This window comes from Nitrosomonas eutropha, assembly GCF_900116685.1.
Classification (GTDB): domain Bacteria; phylum Pseudomonadota; class Gammaproteobacteria; order Burkholderiales; family Nitrosomonadaceae; genus Nitrosomonas; species Nitrosomonas eutropha_A.
The window spans coordinates 64,709-83,433 of record NZ_FPBL01000003.1 but is presented as its reverse complement, the minus strand read 5'-3'; the positions used below and the strand labels follow the sequence as shown (position 1 = coordinate 83,433).

The 18,725-nt window shown below is 48.3% G+C and carries 17 protein-coding genes; 10 read left to right on the top strand and 7 right to left on the bottom strand.

Going from position 1 to position 18,725, the window contains the following annotated elements; genetic code table 11:
• The first annotated feature begins 19 nt into the window (after positions 1–19).
• Positions 20–979 (top strand): efflux RND transporter periplasmic adaptor subunit, encoded by a 960-nt coding sequence (locus BM331_RS04960; protein WP_074927626.1) that lies wholly within the window; start codon positions 20–22, stop codon positions 977–979.
• A gap of 58 nt (positions 980–1,037) precedes the next feature.
• Here BM331_RS04960 and BM331_RS04955 read toward each other — a convergent pair whose 3' ends face one another.
• Positions 1,038–1,442: a DoxX family protein gene (locus BM331_RS04955; protein WP_074927624.1), complete on the bottom strand. Its 405-nt coding sequence runs from the start codon at positions 1,440–1,442 to the stop codon at positions 1,038–1,040.
• 285 nt (positions 1,443–1,727) lie between these two features.
• On the opposite strand from BM331_RS04955, the gene BM331_RS04950 reads away from it, so the two are divergent.
• Positions 1,728–2,405 (top strand): arginine N-succinyltransferase, encoded by a 678-nt coding sequence (locus BM331_RS04950; RefSeq protein ID WP_256214821.1) that lies wholly within the window; start codon positions 1,728–1,730, stop codon positions 2,403–2,405.
• A gap of 298 nt (positions 2,406–2,703) precedes the next feature.
• Here BM331_RS04950 and BM331_RS12365 read toward each other — a convergent pair whose 3' ends face one another.
• Positions 2,704–2,934 (bottom strand): AbrB/MazE/SpoVT family DNA-binding domain-containing protein, encoded by a 231-nt coding sequence (locus BM331_RS12365; RefSeq protein ID WP_074927620.1) that lies wholly within the window; start codon positions 2,932–2,934, stop codon positions 2,704–2,706.
• Positions 2,935–3,131: 197 nt separating this feature from the next.
• Here BM331_RS12365 and BM331_RS04940 point away from each other — a divergent pair, with 197 nt between their 5' ends.
• Positions 3,132–3,389 carry a Txe/YoeB family addiction module toxin gene (locus tag BM331_RS04940; RefSeq protein ID WP_074927618.1) on the top strand — a complete coding sequence of 86 codons (258 nt, stop codon included), beginning with the start codon at positions 3,132–3,134 and terminating at the stop codon, positions 3,387–3,389.
• 56 nt (positions 3,390–3,445) lie between these two features.
• On the opposite strand, the gene BM331_RS04935 is transcribed toward BM331_RS04940, so the two are convergent.
• From BM331_RS04935 to BM331_RS04925, 3 genes are all read right to left on the bottom strand, one after another.
• Complete coding sequence (locus tag BM331_RS04935; RefSeq protein ID WP_218154550.1) at positions 3,446–3,910, bottom strand: hypothetical protein; 465 nt, start codon at positions 3,908–3,910, stop codon at positions 3,446–3,448.
• Positions 3,911–4,254: 344 nt separating this feature from the next.
• The gene (locus BM331_RS04930; protein WP_074927614.1) at positions 4,255–4,611 is read right to left on the bottom strand and encodes a YraN family protein; all 357 of its coding nucleotides are present in this window, start codon (positions 4,609–4,611) and stop codon (positions 4,255–4,257) included.
• Positions 4,612–4,773: 162 nt separating this feature from the next.
• Positions 4,774–6,564, bottom strand: a complete 1,791-nt coding sequence (locus BM331_RS04925) for an ABC transporter ATP-binding protein (protein WP_074927612.1) — start codon at positions 6,562–6,564, stop codon at positions 4,774–4,776.
• Positions 6,565–6,705: 141 nt separating this feature from the next.
• On the opposite strand from BM331_RS04925, the gene rsmI reads away from it, so the two are divergent.
• The 6 genes from rsmI (at position 6,706) to BM331_RS04895 (ending at position 14,256) form a co-directional block, all read left to right on the top strand.
• The gene (rsmI, locus tag BM331_RS04920; RefSeq protein WP_074927610.1) at positions 6,706–7,596 is read left to right on the top strand and encodes a 16S rRNA (cytidine(1402)-2'-O)-methyltransferase; all 891 of its coding nucleotides are present in this window, start codon (positions 6,706–6,708) and stop codon (positions 7,594–7,596) included.
• 358 nt (positions 7,597–7,954) lie between these two features.
• Positions 7,955–9,001, top strand: coding sequence for a dihydroorotase (pyrC, locus tag BM331_RS04915; protein WP_074927608.1), 1,047 nt, complete (start codon positions 7,955–7,957; stop codon positions 8,999–9,001).
• 129 nt (positions 9,002–9,130) lie between these two features.
• The gene (locus tag BM331_RS04910; RefSeq protein WP_074927607.1) at positions 9,131–9,688 is read left to right on the top strand and encodes a YbhB/YbcL family Raf kinase inhibitor-like protein; all 558 of its coding nucleotides are present in this window, start codon (positions 9,131–9,133) and stop codon (positions 9,686–9,688) included.
• 19 nt (positions 9,689–9,707) lie between these two features.
• Positions 9,708–10,478, top strand: a complete 771-nt coding sequence (locus BM331_RS04905) for a class I SAM-dependent methyltransferase (protein ID WP_074927832.1) — start codon at positions 9,708–9,710, stop codon at positions 10,476–10,478.
• Positions 10,479–11,198: 720 nt separating this feature from the next.
• On the top strand, positions 11,199–11,966 hold the full coding sequence (locus tag BM331_RS04900; RefSeq protein ID WP_083414687.1) for a PepSY-associated TM helix domain-containing protein: 768 nt from the start codon (positions 11,199–11,201) through the stop codon (positions 11,964–11,966).
• 208 nt (positions 11,967–12,174) lie between these two features.
• A complete protein-coding gene (locus BM331_RS04895; RefSeq protein ID WP_256214820.1) occupies positions 12,175–14,256 on the top strand; it encodes a TonB-dependent receptor in 2,082 nt (693 codons plus the stop codon).
• 4 nt (positions 14,257–14,260) lie between these two features.
• Here BM331_RS04895 and mnmH read toward each other — a convergent pair whose 3' ends face one another.
• Both mnmH and selD read right to left on the bottom strand, forming a co-directional pair.
• Positions 14,261–15,439: a tRNA 2-selenouridine(34) synthase MnmH gene (mnmH, locus tag BM331_RS04890; protein WP_074927605.1), complete on the bottom strand. Its 1,179-nt coding sequence runs from the start codon at positions 15,437–15,439 to the stop codon at positions 14,261–14,263.
• Positions 15,432–16,481 (bottom strand): selenide, water dikinase SelD, encoded by a 1,050-nt coding sequence (selD, locus tag BM331_RS04885; RefSeq protein WP_074927603.1) that lies wholly within the window; start codon positions 16,479–16,481, stop codon positions 15,432–15,434. Before selD ends, mnmH begins: the two co-directional genes overlap by 8 nt.
• Positions 16,482–16,713: 232 nt before the next feature.
• Here selD and BM331_RS04880 point away from each other — a divergent pair, with 232 nt between their 5' ends.
• The gene (locus BM331_RS04880) at positions 16,714–18,657 is read left to right on the top strand and encodes an ATP-binding cassette domain-containing protein (protein ID WP_074927601.1); all 1,944 of its coding nucleotides are present in this window, start codon (positions 16,714–16,716) and stop codon (positions 18,655–18,657) included.
• The last annotated feature ends 68 nt before the right edge of the window (positions 18,658–18,725 follow it).

Genomic DNA, 18,725 nt, shown 5'->3' with positions numbered 1-18,725 from the left:
TTTATTGTAAGAAACCATCATGAAAATCGGACGTACCTTGCCTATATTGGCGGTCAGCGGATTTCTGTTCGCATCCTATACGATCGTCAGCAGTAATCAGCCGCTCCCAGTGGCTCTTGCTGCGGCAGAGCCAGCTGCCTCGCCTTACGAATCGTTTATTGCGGGAGCGGGTATCGTCGAGGCGAAAAGCCGGAATATTGCCATTGGTACCGCTTTGTCCGGGCTGGTTACCCGAGTTGCGGTTGAGGTGGGAGATAAAGTCAAGGCAGGTACGCCGCTCTTTTATCTGGATGATCGCGAAGCGCGTGCAGAACTGGTCACTAGAAAGGCGGATCTGGCCCGAGCAAGAGCGGGCCTCGTGGAGGCCAGAGCGATACTCAAGGATAGCGAATCACTGAGCAAACTGGTTGAACCACTGCTCAAGCAGCGTGCAGTTAGCGACGAGGAAGTACTCAGGCGGCATAACACCTTGCGTATCAGTAAAGCCCGGTTGAGCAGTGCGGAAGCTGCCGTCCGGCAGGCAGACGCTTTGCTGGCCAGTACGCAGACTACACTTGATTTACTGATTGTCCGGGCATCGGTAGATGGTGAGGTTCTGCAAGTCAACGTTCGTCCTGGTGAATTTGCCCAGACGGGTTTTCTGGCGACTCCGCTGATGCTGCTGGGCAATCTGGATCCGTTGCATGTGCGGGTGGATATTGACGAGAATGATGCCTGGCGATTCGATCGACACAGCAGGGCTGTGGCTTACCTGCGGGGGAACCGGGATTTCAGTGTTGAACTGACACCAGCGTATGTCGAACCTTATGTCGTTCCCAAGCGGTCCCTCACCGGCGACAGCACTGAACAGGTAGATACGCGGGTATTGCAGGTACTTTACAGTTTTGACCGGGAAAAATTACCCGTCTATGTGGGGCAGCTGATGGATGTATTCATTGAAGTGCAGGGCCACGGAGATAACAGTGGCCCCGCTATCTGACAGAGCCACTTCTTATCCGGGAGCAGGCATGCGAGATTAATTGTCTGCAAGCCGTACTCTAATCTGGTTTAACTGCAATTTTTCCGCTGCCAAGAAAAAATACCGCGAGTCCTGTTAATAAAAAGAAAATCTGTAGTTCCAGCGCATACCCACCATGATCGGTTAACGTGAATAATTGGGTGTGATGAGCAAGTCCTATTGCAAATATCATATTACCGACAACGAACAGGCCACCAAGCCGGGAAAAAATTCCAAGAATAATCATAAGTGGCGCAATGACTTCTCCCAGATAAACGCCATAAGCCAGTGCTTGTGGCAGATTGGTACCAGCGAGCTGCACATTGATGAAATCCAGAGAGGCTGGATTCAACAATTTGTATACCCCGTGAAACAGCATGAGCACACCTACCGTCAGGCGTAGGGTTAATTTACCCAGCGCTTCATTTTGAAATGGAAGATTCATTGTATTTTTCTCCATAAGTGATAATTGTTGTTATCCTGATTTTGTTATTCATGGGCTGTCTCAAAAGCGTTTCACCAAAGCCTTTTCCGAAAGAATAACCAAGCCAGAATGAGGTAGCTTAATTTATTAGTTTAACTGGTAGAATCAAAGGCATTTTCACCATAGACCTGATAACCGAACTCGGAATAAAGTTTATCATTAATATGCAACAATTCATCAGGCTGCCTGAGTCTGTTTTATTGGTTTGGGATGGAGTCCAGCTTGGATACTGATAAAAGGACTGCTATGCACTGGACGCATGTGCTGTTGATTGTTCTGGCCACGATGGTGCTGACTGTGGCCGGGACGTACTGGGTGCTCAAAACGTATATTTTTGTTTCATCCTTTGAGCCGGTTGAGTTGAGTCAAAAGGAAGAGAAGACGCTGCAGCAGAAGCTGCGGGCAATTGGCTATGACTTTTCATTTACATCATCGCAAACAGGGCGGCAAGCAAATCAGAGTGATAAATACCAGGATGAAATTGGCCAGGATGGTTTCCTGAAACCAGAGGCGTATTCTGAACAGGGTGCTAAGCGTGAAGTCAGCTTTACCGAGCGAGAAATAAATGCACTGCTGGCCAAAAATACTGATTTGGCGCAGAAGCTGGCAATTGATTTTGCGGATGATCTTGTCAGTGCCAAACTGCTGTTACCGCTGGAGGAGGATTTTCCAGTGCTGGGTGGGAAAACGCTGCGTCTGAATGCCGGTCTTGGTATGGCTTACCGGGATAACAAGCCGGTTATCATCCTCAAGGGCGTTAGTATCATGGGAGTCCCCATTCCTAATGCCTGGCTGGGCGGGCTGAAAAATATCGATCTAGTCAGCGAGTTTGGCGTTGATCCCGGTTTCTGGAAATCTTTCTCTGAAGGCGTGGAGCATATTCAGGTGGCAGATGGCAAGATTGATATTCGATTTAAGGAGTAATTTCCAGTGTTGTTCGTGGCGTTTTTCAGGGGCTATGTATTTAGTCTCGCATTGTGGTGGAGTGGATCGATGTTTGTTACGTTACAGTTGATATATCCCCTTCCCTTCGTTAACGATAAACCTGTAGCTATTGAGTTGTTTGTGTAGGCAGTGGTTAGAAGGAAAATATCAGACTGCTGTTCGTAGACAAAAAATTGAGCGGTGTTGCAAGTGCTGGATACCTGATGCACCGCCATGCAGAAAATTAAACGCTCATGAATGGCGAGGACATCTTGCTCGTTTATCCAGACAGGCGTTGTCACTTGGCCAGTACATGGAGCGTGTTACGGTACCGATTACATATTATATCTTCTACCTTTGCCATTTTTTCGCTGAATGAGGGATCATATGGTGTAATAAGGTACCTTCCATCAGATGCTTCGGTTAAAAACAACCGCTGCCCATCCCCAGTGCGTAAATGGTTAACCACTTCTTTTGGTAAAACAATGCCAAGAGAATTGCCAAACTTTCTGACCTTCAACTCAATCATCTCGTGTCCTAATGTTATAACCAATGTAGCTACACATTATAACGAAAGTTAATTTTGGTTTTAAAATTCAAGATACTTGATGCACCTACAAGCTTTAAAAAGATTTAATGTTGGCGGCTTGGCGGTATCCAGTCTGTAATTGGTCAAATAATCCTGTCTGCCGAATCAGGCAGAGGCGAAACGAGAAATCTGACAGAGTGAAGCCGGTTTTTTCTGAGCAGGCCTGGGAGGACTATTTGCACTGGCAAAAGACAGACCGAAAAACCGTACAGCGAATCAATACGCTGGTGAAAGAGATTACAAGAATGCCACCACACAAGGGTACCGGCAAACCCGAGCCGCTGAAACATGCGCTGTCAGGCTATTGGTCACGCCGTATCAATGACGGGCACCGGATCATCTATAAAGTTGCGGATGACTCATTGTTTATTGCTCTACTGAGATATCACTACTGACTGAACCTGACGTTGGAGTTCAGCGGCTGCCGAAGGCAGTCCGCTGCAATGACGGGTTAGGCTTCATACGACGCTAAGACCGTCGTTCCAATTGCCTTTTGTTTCTTCGCCTTGTTTAGTTCTGGCTGAAGGTAGTCGCGCAATGCACCTTCGAGATTGATTGCGGTCTGCTTTTCTTTCACACCGAGTAGCACCAGGTGAAGAGATAGGCCTAATGAATGCGCATCGACGTACTCGCCAATGGAGCAAACATCCATGATCTTCTTTGGGAGCGTGTTAAACCACGCATCTTCCCGAGTGTCGAAGTGCGATGGCACTCGTTCTATGAAGCTGCGGGACGTTGACTTTCCAACATACCAAAGGTGGTTTTCTTCATCAAAGAAAAAGTACAGGCCGTTTGGATATTCAGAGAACGAACAGAGCTCTGAAAGAGTGACATCGCCAACTCGCTTCTTGGGAAGCTGTAAGAGCCTAGAAGAGAAAATTGCCAGTGTGTCCGCGCGGCATTCTTCATAGCTCACGAAGTACGGTGGTAGTGCCATATGAAGCCTAACGTTCAGTATGCACCGCAAACGGTGCATACTTCTTTGTAAATAGGTGTATAGCAAAACTCATTGTTTAGTAAATAATTGAATTAATAAGAGTTTAGTAAATTAAATATCACAATCTTCTGTTTTGATGACACCTTGCTCATTTGATCAGCTTCGTGGCAGCTTGTTATCCTGATCAGAGCAAATCAACTGCTTTGAAATTTCAGAAATAAGGTTTCAGGTATTTTGCTGCGTTTGGCGTTGATTTTAATCAGTGAGGAAAGGGGGAATTGTCTGCTTATTATGATGAAAATGAGGAGGCTGATAGCTTGTCGTCAGCTTTCATCAAACGCATTCCTGATCCATTCGATTTCATTCTCCCGTTCGCCGGAAATCAGAATTGCATCGAAGCGGCAGGGAAAATCATCATCGTGCGTTGCCAGATAATGCCGGGCAGCGCGTGTCAGCTTGAGCTGCTTGACGGGGGTGATGCTGGCGGATGCGCCACCAAACCGGTCGCTGGAACGCATCCTGACTTCAACGAATACCACCATGTCGCCATCCTGCATGATCAGGTCGATTTCACCGAAGCGGCAGCGGTAATTTCTTTCCAGCAACGTCAGTTTCTGTTGCTGGAGAAAGGTAGCAGCGCGCTGCTCGGCATCGCTACCTTTGTTTTCTGTGGAGGACATGGGTGTTATTTGTTGTTAATTGGCAAAGGGTTCTGGATTGCTTCCTGCCTCATTACTTCGCAGTCGCAAAGACTGTAATGATGTAGTCGGATTGTTTCGTCCTTTCAGGATTCGCAAAAACAGCGTTTTATGGTTATGTACCATATTCGTAAGAATCCATTTTTATCCGTGCGTTCTCATCTTTTCACCGGTTTGTACCCGCCACAGGTTGGCATACAGGCCGTTATGCGTCAGGAGCGCTTCGTGCGTGCCTGTTTCCACCACTTCCCCCTTGTCCAGCACATAAATACAATGGGCGTTACGGATAGTAGAGAGACGATGAGCGATAACAATGGTGGTGCGGCCAATGGTAATTCGTTCCAGTGAGCGCTGGATGGCAGCTTCTGTTTCATTATCCACTGCTGAAGTGGCTTCATCGAGCACCAGCACTGGCGGGTCTTTGAGCACGGCACGTGCGATGGAGATGCGTTGCCGCTGGCCACCGGAGAGTTTTTGTCCCCGTTCTCCCACGATAGTCTGATAATCATCCGGAAGTTCCATGATGAAATCGTGTGCCTCGGCTGCTTTGGCAGCGGCGATTACGTCTTCCATACTGGCGCCAAAAGAACCATAGGCGATGTTTTCATACACCGTACCGTGGAATAGGTAAACATCCTGGCTGACCAGGCCGATGGATTTGCGCAGATCGTGCAGGCGTAAATCCCGGATATTGTGGCCATCCAGCAGGATACGGCCTTGTTGCGGCTCATAGAAACGCAGCAGCAGCTTGACAATCGTGCTTTTGCCACTGCCGGTAGCGCCAATCAGCGCAATAGTCTCGCCAGCGGGGACAGTCAGGGAAAGATGACTTAACGTGGAAGCACGTCGCTCATAATGGAAGTTGATGTCATCAAAAACAATTTTCCCGCTAATCTGTGCAATAGTCAGGGTTTGTGGCCCATCGGTAATGGTGGGTTGAGTCTGGAGCAAATTCAGTACGCGGTGGGTAGAAGCCATTGCCCGCTGGAATAGATCAAGTGTTTCTCCCAGGCGGGTGAGTGGCCACAGCAGGCGCTGGGTCATGAATACCAGAATACTGTATGCGCCAACATTGAGATCTCCACCGGCAGCCATTAATCCCGCCGCCACCAGAATGGCACTGAAGCCCAGTGCAATCACCATACGGATGATCGGTACAAAAGCAGCGCTGAGGGCAATGGCATGCTGGTTCTTTTCCTGATAGATATGGCTTTCACGCTCTATTTGGTGCAACTCATGCTGCTCCGCCGTATAACTTTTGATGGTGGCAATGCCGCTAAGATTATTGGACAGATAGCTGTTCAAAATGCTGACCTGCTCGCGGATAGCCATATAGCGCGGAGCAATTCGCTTCTGGAACAGATAAGAACCGGCTACGACGAATGGCATCGGTAATAATGCCATCCACGCCACACTAGGAGTCAGGTAGATGAACATGCCGCCTACCGTAATCACGGTGGTTAGCAGCTGGATGAGATCATTTGCTCCAACATCCAGGAACCGCTCCAGCTGGTTGATGTCGTCGTTCAGAATCGCCATCATTCCCCCGGTACTGCGTTCCTCAAAATAAGCCAACTCCAGTTTCTGGATGTGGCTGTAGGCATCCAGACGCAAGGTGTGCTGGATATCCTGTGCCAGATTGCGCCAGCACAGCTTGAGCAGGTATTCCCAGATGGATTCAAATCCCCAGACGATCAACGTGAGGGTAGCCAGTATCCACAGCTGAGCGGAGACATCCGGAAATCCCAGATGGGCGAAAATGGAAGTTTGCTGATTGACGACAATATCCACTGCCATGCCGATCAGCACGGGTGGCGCCAGATCAAACAGCTTATTGAGAATTGAATAAAGCGTGGCGAGCCAGATGCGGCTACGAAACAGATGGCCATAGCGCAGCAAGCGAACCAGCGGGGCGGTTGTGTGATCAGGTGTCATAAAATATCAGATTGGCTTGGATTTAAGCTGGTTAAACAGACTGGAAGTTGGCTGGCCGCAAATGGAAAAAGCAGAGGAACTGCCGTATAGTGCGGTTACGCCCGTAGAAAATCATAAAAACAGACGTTTTATAACCAGAATATGCCAACTGCAGCAGGAGTATCTAAAGGAACATTATATGTGGTTGGTACACCCATCGGGAACTTGCGTGATATTTCCCTGCGTGCGTTAGAGGTGCTATCTGCTGTCGATTGCATTGCAGCCGAGCATGTCCAGAGCGCACAAAAACTGCTGGCAGCACACGCTGTACACATCACTGCGCACTCTATACATACTCGGATCATGCCGCTGCATCAGCATAACGAAGGTAACGCAACAGAAAAAATCGTTGAGTTGCTGGTATCTGGCAAATCTGTCGCTCTGATTTCTGATGCAGGCACTCCAGCTATCTCTGATCCGGGTGCTTTGCTGGTACAGCAGGTGCGCGCGCGAAATTTTCCGGTAGTACCGATTCCCGGTGCCAATGCGGCGCTGTGCGCCTTGTCTGCTGCCGGGTTGATTGCCCCGCACTTCTTCTTTTATGGATTTTTACCAGCCAAAAGTGGGGAGCGTCAGCGCAAATTGGCGTCTCTCAAGACGTTATACGCTTGTATTCCGGTTTTTTATGAAGCGCCACACCGCGTACTTGAATGTGTCGCAGATATGGTTGCCGTATTTGGCCCAACCCGTGAAATCACATTTGCCCGTGAACTTACCAAGATTTTCGAGACGATTCACACCAGCATACTGGGCGAGTCCCTGGATTGGCTGCGAGCAGATGAAAACCGTCTGCGAGGTGAATTTGTTTTGCTGCTGGCGCCAGTGGAAGAGCCCGATCAGGAAGATATCAGCCCGCAAGCCGTGCATACATTGGCCATTTTGCAAAGAGATCTACCTCTGAAACAGGCCGTGCAACTGGCTGCAGAAATTACCGGAGAGAGCAGGAAAAAACTGTATGCTCGGGCGCTGCTGGAACAAAGGGCAGGGATGTGACAGTTATCAATTACCGTCATTGCGAGCACAGTAGTGCGAAGCAATCCAGCAACGATCGCAACAGAAGAACTGGATCGCCACGCAGCTTCGCTGCTCGCGAAGACGGAGAAGGTGGTTGCAGTTCGCAGGTAAACCACCCAAGGGGGAATTGGTATCACAATTGCACATAAATTATTGCGTCAGGCTTTTATAGTTGCTACGAAAAATGTGGTGTTTTCACCAGAATTCGCTTGACACAAAGTACAGTTCATTGCGAACGCCTGTGGCGTGAAGCAATCCAGCCAGGCTTAAAAGTCTTTGCGGATTTCTGGTAGAAAATTTATGTTTTTGGTTTGTGAGGAAAACCGGATTGAACGATATGACAAACAAGCTGACGTTTACCCGTCCGGATGACTGGCATTTGCATCTGCGTGATGGTAGGGCCATGCAGTCAGTGCTTCCTGATATTGCCCGGCGTTTTGCGCGCGCCATTATCATGCCGAATCTTAAGCCGCCCGTGGTAACGACCGCACAGGCGGCTGCCTATCGAGCCCGTATTCTGTCTGCCTTACCACAGGAACTGGCTGGCCGGTTCGAACCGCTGATGACGCTATACTTGACCGATACCACCACACCTGAAGAAATCAGCCGAGCAAAGGCAAGTGGAATTGTACAGGCAGTTAAACTATATCCGGCCGGGGCAACCACGCATTCTGATGCTGGTGTTACGGATATTGCCCGTTGCGAAGCTACGCTGGCGATGATGGAAAAGCTCGATATGCCTTTGCTAGTGCATGGAGAAGTAGTTGATCCTGCAGTAGATATTTTCGATCGGGAAAAATTTTTTATAGATCGAATGCTGATCCCGTTGCTGCAGCGTTTTCCAGGGTTGCGCGTTGTTTTTGAGCATATCACCACCAAAGAGGCGGTTGAGTTTGTGCAAGCGGTTCCCAACCGGATTGCCGCTACCATCACGGCACACCATTTGATGCTGAACCGTAATGCTTTATTTATAGGTGGATTACAACCACATCACTACTGCCTGCCGGTGCTGAAACGGGAAATTCATCGCCAGGCGCTGGTGACAGTGGCAACCAGTGGCCATGCTCGTTTCTTCCTTGGTACCGATAGTGCTCCCCATCCGCTAGGAGATAAGGAATCAGCCTGTGGCTGTGCAGGTATTTACAGTGCCCATGCTGCTATTGAGTTTTATGCCGAAGTGTTCGAGCGGGCCGGCAAGCTTGATCAGCTGGAAGCATTTGCCAGCTTCCACGGTCCTGATTTTTACGGTTTGCCACGTAACACGGGGAAAATTTCACTAAGCCAAGAAAGCTGGCAAATTCCCGAAGAAATCGAATTTGGTGGAGATAAGTTGATACCGCTCAGAGCAGGGGGGCAGGTTGGCTGGAAGCTGATGGAGGGTTGATTGGCGTTTTTCATCTGTAAAATTGATCGAGAATAATAATGATTCGATCCCGATCAATGACCGTATCTGTTTTCACAAAAATAACCAATTACGTCAAGGTTAATTACTCACTGTATACAGAGGATTTTCATGAAATATTACGTTAACCTGATCAGTTTGGCCTTGCTCTTCGGCGTATTGACTCCTGCTTTTTCAGGTGACTTTCGTGTGAGCAGCCCCACATTTAACCCGGATATACCATTGCCTCTGGTGCATGTATTCAATGGCTTCGGATGTGAGGGTGGCAATCAATCCCCGGAGTTACACTGGACTTCAGCTCCCGCAGGTGCTAGAAGTTTTGCTGTGACGCTGTATGACCCTGATGCACCAACTGGATCAGGCTGGTGGCATTGGGTTGTTTACAATATACCGGCATCAGTACAGGGTTTGCCACTAAACGCAGGCACTCCTGATGGCAAGCATCTGCCCGAAGGAGCTGTGCAGGGAGTGACGGACTTTGGGCAACGGGGATTTGGTGGCGCCTGCCCGCCGGCTGGTGCGGGCAAGCATCGTTATATTCTGACGGTATATGCCTTGAAGGTAGACAAACTGCCGGTACCACCCGATGCTTCACCTGCCATGATCGGTTTTATGATTAACCAGAATCTTATTGATTCAGCGGTGTTGCAGTCAACTTATGGTCGCTGAATGTATTCGGATTAGAGAAATGGATATGCAACATTGGAATCCCGAACAATACGCTGAGAATGGCCGATTCGTGTCTGATCTCGGTATGCCAGTAGCCGAGTTGCTATCCGCTCAATTTGGGGAGCGTATTCTTGATTTGGGTTGTGGTGATGGTGCGTTGACCATCAAACTTCAGCGCTTGGGATGTGAAGTGGTCGGTGTTGACTCAAGCCTTGAAATGGTAGCCGCTGCACGAGCACTGGGGGTGGATGCGCAAGTGATGGATGGGCAAAAACTCCAATTCAATAATGAATTTAATGCTGTTTTTTCCAATGCAGCATTACACTGGATGAAAGATGCGGAGGCTGTTATCAGGGGTGTGTGGCGTGCACTGAAACCTGGTGGGCGCTTTGTCGGAGAATTGGGTGGGTATGGCAATATTTCGGCAATTGTTACAAATATTGAATCTGCTCTTGCCATTCGAGGGCTTGCCATTCCTGATCCTTGGTTCTTCCCTCACTCGGAAGAGTATCGTAGACTTCTTGAGGTCAGTGGTTTTGTAGTGCATGATCTGGAGCTCATTTCGCGTCCAACTTTACTGCCAGGTGACGTGGGCGCATGGATTGAGACATTTGCTCAGCCTTTTACAGCAGCGTTGGCTTCTGATGAAAGATCAGAGTTTATCGCAGAAATTGTTGAATCTTCGCGCCCCGTACTCTGCGACATAAACGGTAACTGGAAGGCTGATTATATTCGTTTACGATTCTCTGCCACTAAACCAAACATCCCTATCCAGAAAATAGCAGGTTAATAAACTCATTATTCTCTTGAAATTCCTGGATCATTCATAGCCAAGTGTGACTGCTGCCTTGGAGCTTTGCTGCTTGTAAGTAGTGTCGACAAGTGCACATTCTTATGAACTGAGTTTGCTTCACAGTGAAATGTGGAAGCGGATGCCTCCGGTGCTGCTGCTTGATCATGATCTGGTTCGTGAGCGCGTCAATCTTTCATCACGTATCACGTTCAGACTCTGTTATTCCAATTGATACTGCTCAAGAAATGAGAATGATTATTTGTTAGTTTTTTATTAAATTGTGTAAAATGAGGCTTGATGAAATTTGTGTAGGTTGTTGCTGTTGTAGGCAGCACCATTATTAGTAGTTCGCTCAGTTTTAGTGTGATGGTTCATGCGTTATGGCTGGAGAATGACAGTACCGAACCAAACTTTATTTTGGAGATATATCGAAAGCCTCCGTGAAACTTCACTTGGTCGACTGAATAGCCATTATTGAGCTGGTAATAATGCTGATCGACAGAGAGATAAAGAAAAGCAGGCTGAAGTAACATGTGTGGATCATCTTTATGATTTATCGCACGAGTTTCAATTGCTACCGTACTGGCGCAATCGCCCCGGTAACCTGTATGTAAGTCATAGGGTGAAATTCCTTCTCATGCGAGGTGAATACATCGGACAAATTTGAGGGAAGGTCTATACCGTGGAAAGCTATAAAACGACACCAATTTTTTACAAATGAGTATTCCAGATTTAGAAAAACGAGAAATTACTGGTACTACAGTTTCTGCAGAAGCATCCTCCAGTAAAACAGCGGAGCATATGTATCTGCCCCCACGCCCAGCTGAATCACGTGGCTATCTCTTTCTGCCGCAAGGGATGAGGCAAGCCCGTTTTCTTGTCTGGTTGCGCCGTGTACATGCCTGGACCGGTTTGTGGGGGGCCGTGCTGGGCCTATTGTTCGGCACGACCGGTATCTTGCTGAATCACCGGAACGAGATGAAGATTCCGCTTGTCGCGCAACATGAAACGTATCGTACGTTGACCCCTCCGGTGGAGAGTTTGCAATCACCTGAAACACTGGAGGCCTGGCTGCGCGAAAGATTCAAACTGCCTGATGCCAAATCCCGTATTCAGAAAAAATCGGAAGGGCCTGTTCCATGGGGGGGCGGACAGATCATGCAACCGGAGAACTGGCACATCATACTGATTACTCCCGATCTCAATCTGAGTGCGGAATATTGGAGGGGTGATAAGGATGCTCGCATAGAACAGAAGGAGGCAAATGCCTGGGCTACTCTGGTCAACTTTCACAAGGGAACTGGCATGTCCAATGCTTGGATATTGTTCACGGACACACTGGCTGCCGGCCTATTGGTACTTTCGATTACAGGCGCCTTGTTGTGGAGTCGTTTGCATGGCCCCAGACTGCTGGCGTTGGGTTTGGCGGGTACAGTCTTAACCGTCACTGTTACTCTTGTTCTCAGAGCGTTATCTTTATTATGAGGATTGCCTTTATCCATGATGGTTAAATCCTGTGTTTCATGAACGCAGGATAAGTAAGTTTCTATAGCCAGCCAAAGTCGTTATTGCTTCCAGCCAGCTAGTAATTAAAAGAAGAATGAGGCTGGAGTAATCAATGAAAAGTTTGTTCAAATTTGTATACTTTCCTGTGATTCTATCGTTGGGAGGGGCTTTTATACCATCTTGTGTTGTGGCCCAAGCTCAGGAAAATAAAACCGAACTGCCGGAAATAAAGATCTTGACCGAGCAAATTCGCCCTGGTTCCATAGAGGATGTAGCAACGACGGGAAGCAAGACAGATACACCTTCGCGAGATATTCCAGCCAGTATTGCGGTGGTACCGGCCGCTATATTGCAAGAACAAGGTGTAGCCGATATGAATGATGCAATGCGTAATGTTAGCGGTATCCAGCCTCACATGGGGGGTGGTTATGGATTTGCGAATGCTTTTACTTCGCGTGGCTTGTCTTTGAGTTTTTTGCGCGATAACCTCCCTGATGGAGGTGCACAAAACAATTATTTTCGTACCATGTATGACGTTGAACGTATTGAGGTATTGAAAGGGCCTGGCTCTGCACTTTTTGGTGTGGCAGGTCCTGGAGGTGTTATCAATATGATCACCAAGAAGCCACAAAATAAATTTGGCTTGTCTGTCGGTACCATGCTGGGTAGTTTCGGAACAACCAATGGATATCTTGATGTAACTGGTGCTATTCCCTATATACCAAAACTGGCTGGTCGCCTGATTACCGACATAGAACATACTAATGGTTATCGTGGGCTTGAGCGTAATGTCGTTGAGGTGTCTCCCAGCTTTATCTGGCGTCTGGCTCCCGATAAAACGCTTCTGATTGATTATAATCACCGCGAGATAAAAATCAAGCCAGATAACTATGGCATACTTTTTGATGCTAATTCAAGAATAGCGGATGTTTCCCGTGGGACCCGCTACTACAGCCCGTTTAACAAAACGGATCAGACAATCAACCGTCTTGGTCTTACTCATGACTGGGCGATATTGGATACCCTGAGTATGCGTACCGCCTTTGCTTATGATGCGCGGACACTGGAGCTGGTGCGCAATGCCGGAGGAAACCAGTTCAATACCATGGGGGTTAGTACGGCACGTACAGGATATCAGCAATTCGACGATGCCAGTTATACGACGTTACAGAATGAATTCATCTGGAAAACAGCGACTGGCCCGGTAAAGCATACCCTTCTGGGTGGATTCGAGTATAAAAATGTCGATATTGGTGCCTCACGCAATCTCTATCTTTTGCCTAATCTGAGTATTGGTGGGGGCGTGGTCGAAACTTCGCTAAATAGCCATGGGGTAAGTCGCTCACCCAGCTTTGATCGCCGGATCAGTAGTGATCAGATTTCATTTTATGGGCAGGATCAAATCGATCTTACTGATCGATTCAAGCTTCGGCTCGGAATTCGGAATGATCTCGTGAAGTACAGCGATAAGGGTTTTCAAACAATTTCCGGCAACTATCAGTATCGCGAAATAGGGCGAACCAGATCCCTGACGACTTATTCAACAGGAGGGGTTTACCAGCCTGCCAAAAATCTGGCTTTTTATGCTGGTTATAGTACCGGGGCGTTTATTAATCTCGCAACTGAGTCACACGCAGTATCCACAGCACCGGAAACGTCGGATCAGATAGAAGTAGGAGCAAAAGCCACATTGCTGGATGGCCAGGCAGATTTGAACGTGGCGTTGTTTCAGACAAATCGTAATAACTATTTTGTTACTTTACCCGGTTCCGGTGGTATAGCTTCCCAGGATGGAAAAGACCGTTCACGAGGAGTGGAGGTATCCTTGGGTGTACATCCGATTAATGGCCTCAGTATTACTGGTACTGGCGTATGGATGGATCCGGAAACTTTGTCCAGGAACGTAGTGACTAATTCTGTACTGGGTATCACGAGAAGTATTTACGGAACCCGCCCTACCGGCGTCGCCACCTATATGGGTAACTTGTGGGCCACTTACCAGATACAAAGTGGTCTTGCGCGTGGTTTGATGTTCGGGTTCGGAACCACATACAAGGGCAGCGCCTTTGCTGATAGTTTGAATCTTTTGAAAGTACCGTCTTATGTCATATTTGATGCTGCTGTTTCTTACAGTATCAAAAAAGTGGATCTCGCAGTTAACGTGAAGAACCTGACCAACAAAACGTATTACACTAATCCTACATTTGTGGGTGCACTGCCTGGTAATCCACTTAGTGTATTTGGTTCCATTCGTTTGAATTTCAATTGAGAAGTCATTCAGATTGGATTGCTCGGTTTTTACGGGTCTGCAGGTAGTTTATTACGGCCTGCCGTGAACCTTTGAAGCAGGGGTTGACCTGGCGGCGTTGCAGGGAGCCGAGATACAGCGGGTCATAGTAATATTTCACCAGTTTTTCAATCCAGATCTTGTTTGATTGGATTTCATTTCTATTCACGAAGCTGGATCGGGCATTTTCCAGATCCTGCGATATTTCCTGGAATCGTACACCTCCCAGTTTTTTGCTGATTGCCTGCAAGGCATTGGCATATTTGTCAAATAACAGTTGTGCTCGCTGGCATAGCATTGCCTGGATTTCCGTGGCAGAAGACAATGGTTGTGTGTTGCGCCGGGCCTGCAGCGCCTGGCCGATCGGAGTGGCGAGGATATAGTCCTCAAAAATATTATCCACTCTGGTTGCCAGTGGCTCATCTACCCAGATAATTTTGGAACTGCGTATGTGTTCAAAGAAGCTGGTTGGTAAATATACCTTGCCTGTGTGTCGGCTTTCGTCTTCCACAACTATTGGATCAGACAGGTAGCTCTGTTTCAGTTTGAGCAGGCTGACAGCCAGCTGGTTTTCAAAATCAATTTGTGTGGGCTGAGGAGTAGGCATACCTCCAAAAGCGGAGCCACGATGCCGGGCAAGGGCTTCGATATCAAGTGCCGGGTGGTTGTTGCTGATCTGCTGGATCAGCCGGGTTTTACCGCTGCCTGTCGGCCCGGTAATCACCAGCAATCTATGGTTTTCACTGAACCGGTCAATTGTGTTGATCAAAAATTGGCGTGCTTGCTTGTAGCCGCCGATGATCAACGGCCTGTCGATACCGGCATCTTTCAACCATTGCTGCGTGATTTGCGAGCGCTTTCCTCCTCGAAAGCAATACAGCACGGCTCGGGGATGCTGCCGGATAAAATCAAGCCATTGTTGCAGACGATCCTGTTTTACCCGACCCGAAATCATCTTATAGCCGAGCATAACCGCTGCTTTAGAACCTTGTTGTTTGTAAGTGGCGCCGACCAGTGCGCGCTCCTCATCATTGAGGATGGGCAGGTTGACCGAACCGGGCAGGGATCCCTGTATGAATTCAACCGGTGCACGTACATCAATTAGTGGCGTATCCGCTGTGAATAAAGCTGTCAACTCATCGCTATTGATGTTTGGGTTATTCAAATTGCACCGCTTTATCTTGACGAGGATGAACGGTTCCTACTATTACTGCTGATTTGAAGCGTGTACGCAGCACTTGCAGCATGGACCGGCTGACTTCAGGCGCTACGCTTAATAACAAACCACCGCTGGTTTGCGGATCGTGAATCAGCAGTTTGTGCAGCGCATCCAGTTTTGCATCATTGATGTGTGGTGTGGTGTACTCCGCATTGGTTCGGTGCGCCTTGGTCAGAAAATTGTTTTCCAGGCAGTAGAAAGTTTTGCCAAACCGGGGGAGATTGTTAGCTGTAATGCTCAGGGTAACGTTGCTGGCGTTTGCCAGTTGCATGGCGTGGCCGGAAAAGCCAAAGCCGGTGATATCGGTAGCGGCATGGATAGCTGCCAGCGAATCCGGTGACAGACAGTCGATGGCGTTATTGATAGCTGTCATGCTGTCCAGTGCTTCCATGATGTCTTCCTCTTGCAATTGCTGCCGTTTTATTCCGGCTGTCAGCGTGCCTGTTCCCAGTGCTTTGGTCAAAATCAGATGATCTCCTGGCTGTGCGCCAGCGTTGGTCCATACCTGTTGTGGATTGACTAACCCGGTGACTGACAGACCAAACTTCAAGGTGTCATCATCAATCGAATGGCCGCCGACAAAATTGGCACCTGCTTCAGCGATCTTGTTGCTGGCACCTTGCAGGACATCAACGATGACGTGTTCGGGCAGAGTGGTCAGTGGAAATGCCAGAATACCCATGGCGGTAACGGGTCTGCCGCCCATGGCATATACATCGCTGATGGCATTGGCGGCGGCAATTTCACCAAATAGCCTCGGGGTATCAACAATCGGCGTGAAAAAATCCAGTGTTTGCACCAGAGCAGTTTGTTCATTGATTTTGTAGATGGCGGCATCGTCAAAATAGCGGCCATCCACCATCAGCGCAGAATGTGCTGCTGGAAAGCTGACTTGCTGCAAAATCCGGCGTAATGTTGTGGCAGCAACCTTGGCGGCACATCCGCCTTTTTGTACCGTTTGTGTCAGTGCAATTTTTTCTGGGTACATGAATATTCAAAATAAAAAGTATTCTGTTGTAACGAATATCTGTGAAACACTGGTTAGTGCCGAATCAAGCGGGTTTTCAGGCTGTCAGCACGGCCGACCTTCTGCCGCCAGTTTGAGGCAGTAGTATAATAATGTTATGGTTGTTGAGTTAGTCTGTCTTGATATTTTAGAGGACAGTAATATCTCTTCTTCTCCAAGACACTATTTTTCCTCAGCTGATTAATAATTTCCCATGCCGCTTTTGACACTCGATAACGCCTGTTTAGCCTTTGGCCACCATGCTTTGCTCAATCAAGCCGTGTTGCAACTTGATCCAGGTGAGCGGGTCGGGCTGATCGGCCGTAACGGTACCGGAAAATCCAGCCTGTTACGCGCCTTGGCGGGTGAAATCAAACTGGATGATGGACAGTTGTGGATAGCGCCTGGCGTAAACGTTGCTTATATCCCACAGGAGCCGGTACTTGATGAGAATGAATCAGTATTTGCGGAGGTTGCCCGAGGGCTTGGTACGCTAGCACAAACTTTGCTGGATTATCATCAGATATCTCATGCACTGGGGGAGGAGGGGGCAGATACTGAGGGGTTGCTTGATCGTATGCAGCAGTTGCAGAGCGTGCTTGAATCCCAAAATGGCTGGAGTCTTCACCATAAAGTAGAAACGGCGATCAACCGGCTTGATCTGCAGGAAGATACGATTGTAGGGACGTTATCGGGAGGAGGGCGTAAGCGGGTGGCACTGGCGCGGGCACTGGTTGTGTCGCCAGATGTGCTGCTGCTGGATGAGCCAACTAACCACCTCGATTTTTCATCGATAGAATGGCTTGAGGAAATGCTGCAGGGGTTTTCTGGCAGCGTGCTTTTTATTACCCATGATCGGCGTTTTCTGGATAACGTGGCGACTCGCATTATTGAGCTGGATCGTGGGGAGCTGAAAAGTTTTTCCGGTAATTTTTCGGCATATCAGCAAAAGAAAGCCGAACTGCTAGAAATCGAGGCGGTTCATAACCGGAAATTCGATAAGGTACTGGATCAGGAAGAAGTCTGGATACGCAAGGGAATTCAGGCCCGGCGGACGCGTAATGAAGGTCGGGTTAGAAGGCTGGAAGCGCTGAGGCTGGAGCGTGCAGCTCGGAGGGATCGGATTGGGAATGTCAGTTTTCGGGTGGATGCAGGACAACATTCCGGGCAGCTGGTCGCGGAGCTGGAACATGTGACCAAGCGCTACGGAGATAAAACGATTATTCAGGATTTCTCCTGTCGCATCATGCGGGGTGATCGTGTTGGGTTGCTTGGCCCTAATGGGTCCGGTAAGTCCACTTTGCTGAAACTGATACTGGGTGAGCTGCAGCCGGATTCCGGAACGATACGACTGGGTACCAAGTTATCCATAGCTTATTTTGACCAATTGCGGGAGCAATTGGATGAAGATAAAACCTTGGTTGATTCCATCAGCCAGGGTTCAGAGTTTGTTGAAATTGATGGTACACGCAGGCATGTCATCAGTTACCTGGAAGATTTCCTGTTCCCACCTCAACGTGCTCGCTCACCTGTGAAATCGCTGTCCGGCGGTGAACGTAACCGGTTGTTGCTTGCTCGCTTGTTTACACGCCCAGCCAATGTGCTGGTTCTGGATGAGCCGACCAATGACCTCGATATTGAAACACTTGAATTGCTGGAAACCCTGTTGCTAGAATATAGCGGTACGCTCTTTCTGGTGAGCCACGATCGTGCTTTTATTGATAATGTGGTGACCCAGGCCATCGTGTTTGAAGGAGATGGGTATCTGCGTGAATATGCAGGCGGTTATCAGGAATGGTTGCGATCCAAATCAAATGCAAAGATGCCACAGCAGGAAAGTAGTGACTCTCTCAGATCGACAATCAAACCGTCCCAGATCAAAAAAGATAAATCACCTGGCTCAGCTGGATTGAGTTATCAAGAGACTAAAGAGCTGGAAGCACTGCCAGGGAAAATCGATTTTCTTGAAAAAGAACAAATAATAGTTGGCCAAAAATTAAGTGCCCCTGTTATTTATAAAAATAACCATAATGATGCAATGGTATTGCAGGCGCGTGCGGCCGAGCTGGAAAAGAAGCTTGCGGCATACTATTCTCGCTGGGAGATGCTGGAAAACAAGCGGGCTATTGTGGAAACAGTTTGCAAAAAGAATGGATAAAAAGTGCTGAAAAAATAATTTCCCTATACACAACAGGGACATAGCTACAGCCTTCATTGACTAAACAA